The 12,284-nt window shown below is 32.3% G+C and carries 8 protein-coding genes; 4 read left to right on the top strand and 4 right to left on the bottom strand.

Annotation, left to right across the window (positions count from 1 at the left end; genetic code table 11):
* The first annotated feature begins 52 nt into the window (after window positions 1-52).
* The 3 genes from QLQ95_RS15195 to QLQ95_RS15185 all read left to right on the top strand — a co-directional run bounded on the left by QLQ95_RS15195 (window position 53) and on the right by QLQ95_RS15185 (window position 4,740).
* Window positions 53-778 carry a DUF4198 domain-containing protein gene (locus tag QLQ95_RS15195; protein WP_482500462.1) on the top strand — a complete coding sequence of 242 codons (726 nt, stop codon included), beginning with the start codon at window positions 53-55 and terminating at the stop codon, window positions 776-778.
* Window positions 779-1,060: 282 nt separating this feature from the next.
* Window positions 1,061-3,289 carry a TonB-dependent siderophore receptor gene (locus QLQ95_RS15190; RefSeq protein WP_482500461.1) on the top strand — a complete coding sequence of 743 codons (2,229 nt, stop codon included), beginning with the start codon at window positions 1,061-1,063 and terminating at the stop codon, window positions 3,287-3,289.
* Window positions 3,290-3,429: 140 nt separating this feature from the next.
* Window positions 3,430-4,740, top strand: coding sequence for an APC family permease (locus QLQ95_RS15185; protein WP_482500460.1), 1,311 nt, complete (start codon window positions 3,430-3,432; stop codon window positions 4,738-4,740).
* Between the two features lie 56 nt (window positions 4,741-4,796).
* Here QLQ95_RS15185 and QLQ95_RS15180 read toward each other — a convergent pair whose 3' ends face one another.
* From QLQ95_RS15180 to QLQ95_RS15170, 3 genes are all read right to left on the bottom strand, one after another.
* Window positions 4,797-7,148 carry a hypothetical protein gene (locus QLQ95_RS15180; protein ID WP_320493991.1) on the bottom strand — a complete coding sequence of 784 codons (2,352 nt, stop codon included), beginning with the start codon at window positions 7,146-7,148 and terminating at the stop codon, window positions 4,797-4,799.
* Window positions 7,108-8,133, bottom strand: a complete 1,026-nt coding sequence (locus QLQ95_RS15175; RefSeq protein ID WP_428237871.1) for a hypothetical protein — start codon at window positions 8,131-8,133, stop codon at window positions 7,108-7,110. Before QLQ95_RS15175 ends, QLQ95_RS15180 begins: the two co-directional genes overlap by 41 nt.
* A gap of 177 nt (window positions 8,134-8,310) precedes the next feature.
* A complete protein-coding gene (locus QLQ95_RS15170) occupies window positions 8,311-10,944 on the bottom strand; it encodes a valine--tRNA ligase (RefSeq protein ID WP_482500459.1) in 2,634 nt (877 codons plus the stop codon).
* Window positions 10,945-11,233: 289 nt separating this feature from the next.
* On the opposite strand from QLQ95_RS15170, the gene QLQ95_RS15165 reads away from it, so the two are divergent.
* Entirely contained in the window at window positions 11,234-11,614 is a 381-nt protein-coding gene (locus tag QLQ95_RS15165; RefSeq protein WP_320493987.1) for a DUF1573 domain-containing protein, read from the top strand.
* A 106-nt stretch (window positions 11,615-11,720) separates the two neighbouring features.
* Here QLQ95_RS15165 and QLQ95_RS15160 read toward each other — a convergent pair whose 3' ends face one another.
* Window positions 11,721-12,203 carry a hypothetical protein gene (locus tag QLQ95_RS15160; protein ID WP_095929808.1) on the bottom strand — a complete coding sequence of 161 codons (483 nt, stop codon included), beginning with the start codon at window positions 12,201-12,203 and terminating at the stop codon, window positions 11,721-11,723.
* Window positions 12,204-12,284 lie beyond the last annotated feature (81 nt).

Genomic DNA, 12,284 nt, shown 5'->3' with positions numbered 1-12,284 from the left:
ATAAGACTTATGTTTGTAAAAAATATCATTCTAATAATTTAAACTTGATCTTATGAAATCAAATACTTTAAAAACACTAAGCTTTTTATTTCTAATGCTTTTTGCTGCACCTCAGCTTTTTGCCCATGCTTTATGGATTGACACCAATGCAACAGGAACAAAAGGAAAAGCTCAGGAAATTTCTGTTTATTTTGGAGAATTCTCTGATAATGATATTACAAAAGCTGATAAATGGTTTTCTGATTTAAAGGATTTCTCTTTAGTTGTAATTTCTCCTTCAAAAAAAGAAACTAAACTAACTTCTAAAGCTCTAGATAATAAATACCAAGCTTTCTTTACACCAGATGAAGACGGAGTTTATACAATCGTAATGCATCATACCGTTGGAGATGTTTACGGAACAATGAAATTAGACTACAATTCAAGCGCAACCGTTGTTGTTGGAAACAAATCGGCTGGAAATGTAGCTGCTGCTAACAATAATAAAATTAGCGTTTTTTCTGAAAATGCCGATATCGCGAAAAAAAATACTGTAATTAATGTTTCTGCTTTATACGAAGGTGCTATTGCAAAATCTCAAAAAATTAAAGTAATCGCTCCAAACGGATGGGAAAAAGAATTGTGGACAAATGATAAAGGAGAAATCTCTTTTACTCCTATCTGGTCTGGAAATTATATGGTTGAGTTTGCTTATACAGAGAAATCTGCAGGTGAACATAACGGAAAAAAATACGATGAAATCTGGAAAATGGCAACTTACCAAATTGCTGTAAAATAACTTCAGGAAATCTCATTCTTAGGTTTTAATTTCAATTGAAACAGGGCTGACTCAAAAATGAGCCAGCCCTGTTTTTTTATAAAATACCTTCCTAGAATATCCTATGAGACATTTTAATCTGTTTTAAATACAAAATTAAAATAACATTAGAAAATCCTTAAGCAAATCTTAAGAAAAGACTAAGAAAGGTTTAAGTAAGAAATCCACTTCATAATTTCCTGTTAAAGAATATGTCTATTTATATTTGCACTCGACAATTTTTATTGAATCTAAATAAATACCATGAAATATAATTTACTATTTGTATTAGGATTATTGAGTTTTGCCTCTTATGCGCAAGATTATTCAAGCGCCGAATCTACTTCTTCAGTAAACGATACCGTTAAGAATAAAAAAGGGGAAATTTTAAATGAAGTAGTTGTTACTAAAACCAAAGAACCAAAACCCGTAACAGCGGTTCGCTCTGGATTAAAACCAATGGATAATCCACAAAGCATACAAGTTATTGGTTCTGAAATTATCGAACAACAGCAAGCAATTAGATTAAGCGAAGTTCTTAAAAACGCTAACGGTGTTTACGTTGGTTCTGCTCGTGGTGGTGCGCAGGAATCTTTCTTCTCTAGAGGTTATGACATGTCTGCAAACAATATGTTTAAAAACGGATTCCGTTATAATGCAGGATCAATTCCAGATGTTTCTGGCTTAGATAAAGTAGAATTCTTAAAAGGTGGTTCAGCATTACTATTTGGAAACGTAGCGCCAGGAGGAATTCTTAATTTAGTAACCAAAACACCTCAATTTAAAAGTGGCGGAGAAGTTTCAATGCAAATTGGAAGCTACTCTTATTATAAGCCAGCATTTGATTTATACGGAGGTCTTACTAAATCAATCGCCTTTAGAATTAACGGTTCTTACGAGAATTCTGAAAGCTTTAGAGATGTTGTAAAAAACAAACGTGTATATGTAAATCCATCGTTGCTTTTTATCATTAATCCTAAAACTCAAATTACACTACAAGGAGATTATTTAAGTGCAGATTGGACACCTGATTTTGGAACTGGAATTATTGGCACACAAATTCTTGATTTACCTAGAAATACTTTTTACGGAGCACTTTGGTCTAATGGTAACACAAAATCGGCTAGTGCATCTGTATTCTTAAATCACGATTTCAATAAAAACTGGAAGCTTAACTTCAATAGCTCTTATCAGACTTATGACAGAGCTTCGAAATCTACCGCGCAGTTATCTTCAGTAAAAGAAAATGGAGATTGGACAAGACCTTTGGTTCAAAACGATAATTCGGAGCAAATTTTAGGAGATCAATTAAGTCTTCAAGGAAACTTTAATACAGGATCTGTAAAACATCAAATTTTTACAGGTGCAGACTGGGAAAACTCATTTGCAACAGCGTATACTTTTGCATTTAATCCTGCAAATTATGATACTATCAATCTTTTCAACTTTGATCCGTCAACACAAAGAAATGATATTCCAGATGCTAGAGCAACTCAAATTGCAAAAACAGAAACCAACCGTTTTGGTGTTTATTTTCAAGATTTAATTTCGATTACAAAGAAGTTTAAAATATTAGCAGGTGTACGTTGGTCTTGGCAAGAAGCTGAAGTTACAACTTACAAAGAAACTTTTGCTGGAGGAAAACAAACTGTTACGCCTGAAAATGCAGTTCCTACAGTAGGCGCTAAAAAATTAGACAATGCATTTTCTCCAAAATTTGGATTAATTTATCAGCCTAGAAAAGAGGTTTCTATCTTTGGTAGCTACTCTACTTCGTTTACTCCAAACACAGGAACCACAGCAGATTTAAAACCAATTGAGCCCTCTATTATCGATCAATATGAAGCTGGTATTAAAACCGATTTCCTACAAGGATTGTTAAGCACAAATATTACGGTATATCAAATTACAAACAACAACTTGGCTCAAACTGCAGAATTTAAAGCTGATGGAAGTTTAAACACAGACACAAACGTAAAAGTTTTAAGTGGCGAAACTAAAAGTAAAGGTGTTGAAGTGGATGTTACTGCAAGACCAATTGATGGACTTAGCATTATTGCAGGTTACAGCTACAACGATATGCGTTATACTAAAACATCTGGTTTAAACGGAAGTTTTATAGAAGGCGATCGTCTTGTTAGAACTCCAGCAAACACAGCCAACTTAAGTTTCTTTTATACGGTACAAGAAGGCTTATTTAAAAATTTATCTGTTGGAGCTGTTGGAAACTACATCGGTGATCGTTTAGGAGGCTGGAATGACCAATACAGTACAGATCTTACTAAATATCCTGATGGAATCTACCATAGAGAAATTCCGTTAGAAGGTTATATTACAATTGATGCATCTGTTGGATATACTTGGAGAAAATTCTCGATCCTTTGTAAATTATCAAACATTACAAACGAATTAAATTACACCGTTCACGAAAATTATAGTGTGAACCCAATCGCGCCTCGTCAAGTTATGACAAGCTTGCGTTACAAGTTCTAAAATATTGAATTAGAGTTTTGATTTTATCCCAAGATTTTCAGTTTCACTCGAAAATCTTGGGATTTTTATTTTAAGCTCAAAACTAATTCAATTAATACTATTTTTGCTTGAAATTATAATCCTTAAAACCCAATTCAAGAATGCCAGATTCTACAAAAAACCAATTACAAAAAAGTTTAGGACTTAGTTTCAATATTGCCGTTTTAATTGGCGGAACAATTGGTGTTGGAATTTTAAGAACGCCAGGAACTATTGCAGAAATGTTGAATAATTACTGGCTTATTCTTGCTTCTTGGCTCTTTGGAGGTTTGTATGTTTTATTAGGAGCAAATTCGTATTCAGAATTGGCTACAATGCTGCCAAAAGCCGGTGGATCGTACAATTATATTAAAAGAGCTTTGGGCGAGTATGCCGGTTTTCTTTCTGGCTGGTACGATTATATTGTAAACGCTATTCCGCCCGCGTTTTATTGCATCGTAATTAGCGAATACACGATTATTTTATTTCCGCAATTAGCCAATTATTCGACAGTATTGTCTATTTCTTTATTGGTTGCATTTGTTTTGCTGCACTTAAGCGGCGTAAAAAACGGAAGTGTAATTCAGCAGATTACCAGTTTACTAAAAGTCATTTGCTTTGTGGCTTTGGTTGTGGCTTGTTTTATGTATTCTGGAGTTGAAGTTCCAGCGATAAAAACGGATAGTTCTATTTTTCAAATCGGGCTTATTTTTGGATTTTTTAAATCATTACAACTCATTATTGGAACTTATAATGGTTGGAATGCCGTTTGCTTTTTTGCAGAAGAAAATGATAATCCAAGTAAAAATATTCCGAAATCTTTATACAGTGGTGTTTTACTAGTTGTGGCCATTTATATTTTGGTAAACGCAGCATTTTTTCATGTTTTGCCAATCGAAACTTTAGCCAAATCTAATCTAGCTGCTGCCGATGTTGCCAAAATTCTTTTTGGAGAAAGTGGTGCAAAAATTGTAACCGTAATTTCGATCTTCTCTTTAATTAGTATTTTGAATGCCTTTATGATGATTCCGCCAAGAATCCTTTACGGATTAAGCCGTGACGGTTTCTTTATCGAAAAAGGAACAACAGTAAACAAAGGTGGAACTCCAATTGTTGCGCTATTGGTTTCCTCTCTTTTCAGTTTGTTTTTAATTTGCATTGGCTCTTTTGAAGTATTATTTTCTTTCGCTGCCTTTATCTCTATAATCGTTTGGGGATTGGCTTATTATTCGCTTTTAAAACTAAGAACTTCTGAACCTGATTTGCCAAGACCTTACCGTTCTTTCTGGTATCCTTGGACAACTATAATTGCGATTATATTTTCTATTGCATTACTTGGAGGATTTATTTACAGTGACCCTAAAAGTTTTATTATTATTGTTGCGATTACGATAGTTTCTTATCCTTTGTTTTTGTTTTTGAAGAAGAAGTAAAATATTATAACAAAACAAAATCCCAATACTGAAATTCAATATTGGGATTTTGTTTTTTACCTTCTCGCCTTAAAATATTCTTCAAAAGAACTGCAGTCAGACATTAGATCAACATAATCATCTGCATATTTCGATTTTAAATCCTGATAGTATTTATTTTTACTTAAAAGAAAATCATCGTAATTTTCAATTTGGCTATTGTAATCATCAGGGTATTGATATTGTAGTTTGTTTTTTTCGCACCTTCCTATCATTCTCAAGCATAAAGCTTTAAACTTCTCTGTTTTAGCATGCTTTAACGCTAAAAGATAATATTGCTGTGCTAAATTACCTTGAAAATATTCTTTCTCATCTTCAAATGGAGTATCATCAACATAATGATGCCAATTGTAACGGCGCATCATCCATGAATTTCCATTTTGTGTCATGTTATAATAAGCATTCCCTGCTAAAAAATAATAATAGTCCTTATTGACTTCTTTCGGATTAGAAGCCTTTTTAAGATATGATATTAAATGTTCCGTAATGCTTCTTTTATTTAATCTAAAGGACTTTTCTTGCTTAATAAACTCAGGAGTATACTTAAGGACAAAAAACGGATTTACATCAAACATATCTGATTCTTTGCAATTTGGTTTTTCCCAAAGACAATCTGCATAACTGGCAATTTCGTCAATATCCAATTTACCAAAATAGTCAGAGGCTAGTTTGAGATTGTTTTGACGAATGTATTTTGTTCCAATCAAATCGTATAATCTTGGAATTTCTTTTTTAAGATAACTTTGTTTCCATTCTGAAAACGAATCTAGCTTCTCTCTTTTATTTTCAATCCTTTCTACTATTTCCCGCACTTGTTCTGGCGAATAAATCACATCAATGTATTCAAAGTAATTAGAATAAAAATCCCTGTATGAATTGCTTTTGTTTTTTAAAGTTTTCCAAACTGCTGTATTATTTTCAGAATAATCAGCAGGCTCTGTCACAACTTCATTAAGTTTTGAATATAAAAAAGCGGCATCCAATGTATTCTGCTTGTATTCTAATTCCCTTCCAATAGCAAATAAAAATTTTCTATTTTTTTTATTTTCAAGAAGAATTGGTTTTACTGCATCCAAAATGACAGCTTTTCCTTTTTCCTGATTGGCAGTTAAGGCTAATGCTTTTATAATTTTTATTTGATTATAAAGGGGACCTGTTTTCGGAATTTCCTTTTCTATAATGGCAATTTCATTCAAACAGCTCTGGTTGTCTTTTGTTACAAATGATAAATAAGACTTTCCTAACTTCCATAAAATTGGGTCATTAATTTTTTTAAGTTTTACGTTGCTTACAAATTGCAACACTTTGCCAGCGTAAATCCTATCATTTTCTACCCTATTTAAAACATCTTTTATCGAATTATTTGCATCTTCTGACCAATAGTCATATTTTGAAACTGCTGGGTTAAATAAAGAATAATAAGGTGTAAAAACCCAATCCTCAATTTTATGAATTTCTCTAAGAAGCAAAAAAGAAAGACCTTCAAATTTCGGATAGTACTGATAGACTTTCTCTAAACAAAACAAGGCTTGATCGCTCTTTTTTACACCTGCTAAAAAATAAACATTGGCCCTTTCTTCATCATTTTTAGCATACTTTAAAACATCTTCCAATGAAATTTTAGAGTTAAATACCTGAGAAATCATAAAGCGCTTATCTGGAGCTTTTACAAAAACCTGTGCCGCATAAAAATTTGCTAAGGCTTTATCGGTTTCGGCAAATGTCCTAAAATATAAACTCCAGTAATTAAGTATATCTTTCTTTTTTTGGTTTTTAAAAATAGTATCATACAATGATTTGATTTGTTCCAAATCATTATTATAATAGGCTAGTCTAATAGCCAAAAAAGTATATCGTAATTTGATTTCTTTATCTTTAACCTTATTAGAAATTTTTATGGCTTTATCTATAAGATTTTTTCTCTTTGGCATTGTAGCTCCTTCCTTTTTTTCCCATGGATCGCCATACATTCCATTAAGAGATTCACAGGTTTTAGCAAATTTCAAATAATTTATGGCTTCTATATTTTTAGTTTTATAAAAATACAGAAGCATTTCATTCGAAGATTTTTCATTAATATCCTCTTCATTAAAATCATATAAAATGCTTCGTATAGCTTCGATAGAAACTTTACTTCGACAATATTTCATCCAAAGGTTTTCATTCTCATCGATTGAACCTTGCGGGTACACTCCGTCAATATTTGGATAGAATGAATTATAAGAATAATTAAATTCTGAATAAGAATAGTAATTAAAATTCGAAGGGTTAAAAAATGAATATCGGATTTCTTCCCCAAACGGATAAAACCCACAAGCAAAAATGCTATTACTTACTAAAATTGCTATAAAAACTAGAAAGTTCTTCATTGCTATAATTACTTAATTGTTCTTCGTCTAAATGAAATAATGTTACTGTTGTATTGGCGTCAAAGTCGACATTCTTTTTGATGACTTCAATTGCCTCATTAATTTTCTTTGAGGTTAAATTTTCGTATTTAATCTTGTCTCCAATTCTTAAATAAAAATTATCGACGACCGTATCTTTTGTAACCTCATACCATAAAGGTTTAATTTCTTTTAAAGATTTTAAAACCTCTTTCTGTCCCTCATAAATCACTTTGTAGAAATGATCATTTTTATATACCTGCATCCAAGAATAAGTGGGCAGCGCAATATCTAAGTGGAGTGGATATTTTCTTTTCTTATTGAGATAAAGTTTTAATTCTTCTATATCTAGAATGGAGTTTTTAGAATGATTCGCTAATGGGTTTATCAAATTATAACACATTAAAGTAGCTTTATCAACTGGAGGAATACCCATTTTTTCAGGATATTTATAAGGATATAATCTCAATGTGCAGCTAATTTCTTTTTTTGAAACTGCCTTTAATTTCTTCAAAAAATAAAAATAATTATCCTTTGTTGTCAAAGTCCAATCACAATCCATTTGAAATTCTTTTGCCGCAATAGCACCTTCAAATCTTTCATTTATATATTTATTAATCAAAAAAGCAACATTATTGGCAAGTGTATCTATCCTTTCTCTATTCGTATCTTTAAAAACCTCATTTTTAATATATACCGTTGGAACAATTAAAAAAGCTTCCTTTTGATAAAAATGTAAAGACGTTTTGGAAACAGGAAAATCTCCATAAGCTTCATTATGATCAATCTCAAAAAACTTAATGTACAATTTCTTGACTTCTAAATCTTTTAAAACCTGACTTTCCTTTGAATTCAAACTCCAGTTGTTACTTTTCCAGTAATAAAAAGATTTCTCAACATTCTCAATTTTGTTGGAGCAAGAGAAAAAAAGAGTCAAAATGGATGCAAAAAATAAGATTTTTTTCATTTGAAAAAGAAAATTTAGGTAGTGAAAAATCGTATTAAATTTATACCTTTTTGAAATACAAAAATCATAAAAGTCCGATTTATTTTTTATAAAAAAATTGATGTGATTTACACCAAAATAAAACCCGACAAATTTTAAAAATCTGTCGGGTTTAGTATTAAAACTAAGTTTGATTTCTTACTTCAAACCAGCCAAACTCTGCTCAATTGTAGCAATTTTTGCTAGAGCATCAGCTTGTTTTTGTTTTTCTAAATTAAGGACTTTCTCTGGAGCTCCGTTTACGAATTTCTCGTTTGAAAGTTTTGCTTCAACAGATTTCAAGAATCCTTTAGTATAATTTAATTCTTCTGTCAGTTTTGCAATTTCAGCCTCAACATCAATGTTTCCCGTAATCGGAATGAAATATTCATTTGATTTTACACGGAAAGACAATGCTCCGTCTACTTTTTCTGAAACATATTCGAATGCAGAAACGTTTCCTAGTTTCCTTATGATTGAATCAAAATAAGTAGAAACATTTTCGCTGTTGATTCCTTTTAATTCGATGGCATCTTTAAACGGAATATTTTTGTCTTTTCTAATTGTTCTAATTCCAGAAATTACTTCAATTGAGTTTTCAAAATCAGCAATTAATTTTGCGTCAAACGGTTTAACTTCTGGCCAAGTCGAAACAATTAAAGCTTCTTCTGGAGTTCTTTCTGCAATTAACTGCCAAATTTCCTCTGTTAAGAAAGGCATAAACGGATGCAATAACTTCAAGTTGTTTTCTAACATTTCGATCGCTTTCGCGAAAGTTACGCTGTCAATTGGCTGTTGGTATGCAGGTTTGATCATTTCTAAGAACCAAGAACAGAAATCGTCCCAAACCAATTTATAAATTGCCATAAGAGAATCTGAAATTCTGTATTTCTCAAAATTATCTTCGATGTCAACTAAAGTCTGCTGTAATTTCGCTTCGTACCATTCAATAGCCACTTTTGATGATTCTGGCTGTGCGATAGTTTCTGAAACTTCCCAACCTTTAATCAATTTAAAAGCATTCCAAATCTTGTTTGAAAACGCTTTTCCTTGACTGCACAATTCCTCATCAAACATAATGTCGTTTCCAGCAGAAGCACTTAAAAGCAATCCTACACGAACTCCGTCTGCACTAAATTTATCGATCAAATCTAAAGGATCAGGAGAATTCCCTAATGACTTAGACATTTTACGACGTTGTTTATCACGAACTAAACCAGTCAAATATACATTTGTAAATGGTTTTTCTCCTGCATATTCATAACCTGCAATAATCATTCTCGCAACCCAGAAAAATAAAATATCCGGACCAGTTACCAAGTCGTTTGTTGGATAATAGTATTTAAAATCTGGACTTTCTGGATCCATAATTCCACCGAAAACTGACATTGGCCATAACCAAGATGAAAACCATGTATCTAAAGCGTCAACGTCTTGTTTTAAGTCAGATGTTGTAAGTGAGCTGTTAGATGTTTTTTCTTTTGCTAAAGCTAAAGCATCTTCGATATTTTCTGCAACTACAAAATCTTCTTTTCCGTCTCCATAATAGTATGCTGGAATTTGTTGTCCCCACCATAATTGACGAGAAATGTTCCAGTCACGAATATTGTTTAACCAATGCGCATATGTATTTTCGAAACGTTTTGGATGTAATTTAATTTCTCCTGTTTCTAAAACCGACTTAATTGCTGGTTTTACTAATTCTTCCATTTTCAAGAACCATTGGTCAGATAATCTTGGTTCGATTACCGCTTTGGTTCTTTCAGAAGTTCCTACTTTATTTAAGTGTGTTTCTGTTTTTGCTAAAGCCCCAATTTCTTCTAGTTCTTTTGCAATTTCAGTACGAACCACAAAACGGTCTTTTCCTTGATAATGTAATCCGAAGCTGTTTAATGTCGCATCTTCATTAAAAATATCAACAATCTCAAGGTTATGTTTTTCACCAAGAGTTTTGTCGTTCATGTCGTGCGCAGGTGTTACTTTCAAACATCCTGTTCCGAATTCTACATCAACATATTCATCTTCAATAATTGGAATTACTCTTCCGCAGATTGGAACAATCGCTTTTTTACCTTTTAAATGTGTAAAACGCTCATCGTTTGGATTGATACAGATGGCAGTATCTCCAAAGATAGTCTCAGGACGTGTCGTTGCAATCGTCAAGAAATCTTCTGAACCTTCAATTTTATATTTTAAGAAAAATAATTTTCCTTGCTGTTCTTCATAGATTACCTCTTCGTCAGAAAGAGTCGTTTTTGCTTCTGGATCCCAGTTAACCATACGGTATCCTCTGTAGATCAAACCTTTGTTGTATAAATCTACAAACGATTTAATTACAGATGCAGACATATCTGGATCCATCGTAAATTTAGTACGTTCCCAATCGCAAGAAGCTCCTAATTTCTTAAGTTGTTCTAAGATTGTTCCACCATATTTATCTGTCCATTCCCAAGCATGTTTTAGGAATTCTTCGCGGGTCAAATCGTTTTTATTGATTCCTTCTGCTTTTAATTTCGCTACCACTTTTGCTTCAGTTGCAATAGAGGCGTGATCTGTACCTGGAACCCAACAAGCGTTGAATCCTTTAAGACGTGCACGACGAATTAAAACATCCTGAATCGTATTATTCAACATATGTCCCATGTGAAGGACTCCAGTGACGTTTGGCGGCGGAATTACAATGGTGTACGGTGTTCTATGATCTGGTTCTGAATGAAAATAGTTGTTTTTCATCCAGTAATCATACCATTTACTCTCAATCGTCTTAGCGTCAAATTGTGCTGGAATTGTCATTTACTAGGGTTGTTTAATCGTTAATTTGTTTAACCGTTTAATCGGTTTTGATCATCGAATTTCAAATTGATTTGTTTTCTTATTTTCTGTTAAAAAAAGTCTTTTATAAATCAATCTCAACGATTAAACAAATAAACGACTAAACAGTCAAACAAAAAACTGGTTCAATTTTTGTATTTATAACTGACAGCAAAAGTAAATAATTAAGTAGACTATAAAAAGAGAAATAATAATTTGTGTGTTAATTAAAAGAATGTATATTTACTTACAATTAAAAAAAAGATTTCATATGAAAAATGCAGCCTCTTTTATTGCAGTCTTATTGTTTAGCGCAGTAAGTTATGCACAAAACGGCCCGAAAATTGAATTTGCAGCCCCAGACAATACAATTGATTATGGAAAAATTTCTAAAGGTGACAATGGACTTCGTTCCTTTGAATTTACAAACACTGGTGATGCTCCTTTATTAATTACAGGCGCAGAATCTACGCTAAGTTCAATCGTTGTTACCAAACCTGCAGCAGCAATTATGCCGGGCAAAAAAGGGAAAATCGATGTAAAATATAACATGGTAGCAGGACCTATTCGTAAAACAATTACTGTTGAAACAAACGCAGTAAACTATCCTGACGGAAGAGTAGCTCTTAAAATTAAGGGTGAAGTTCAATAAGAATTTAAAAACTTTAAATAACAAAAGCCGTTTCTAAATCTAGAAACGGCTTTTTATCTTTATAAAGAAACTCTTGCTTCTCACATCTTTATTCTTTATTCTTTATTTACTTCGCAGCGCATTCAACAGAATCAAATTTATATTTTACGCTTTCAAAATCAATTGGCTTATCTTTTACCAAATAAGTAACACCCATTGTAGTTTGCATAACACCATTTCCTAAAATAAGCTGGTTGTTACGCTTTAAAAGTGCCATCGGGTTCTTGAATGTTTTTTCTCCATTTACATTGTCTTTAAAAGTGTAGTCCACAAATAAAGTATCGCCATGAAACTCACCTGCAACTTCTCCTGTTCTAACAGTTGAAGGCGCAACTCTCATAATCATATCTCCTGCTAGTTTTCCGTTTTTTAAAGTATTCAATTTTAAATCTATTGTGTCCTTTTCATAAATCGCTTTATAGCATGCAGTGCTTACCACCGCTTCACCTTCTGCTTTTGCAGCTTCAGTAGCTTTTTGTTTTTCTTCATTTTTACAGCTTTGCAATCCAATAAAGGATAAAAGCAAACAAGACAAGGTTAGATTTCTCATATTTTTTTCTATTTCGTTGATATCACTATAAAATTAAAGAAAAAAGATTTCCGCAAAAAGGTTTTGGCAAAGTTTTTCTGT

The sequence above is a fragment of the Flavobacterium sp. B330r genome, from assembly GCF_056824325.1.
Note: the sequence above shows the minus strand (reverse complement) of the source record. Positions and strands in the feature narration are given on the sequence as shown.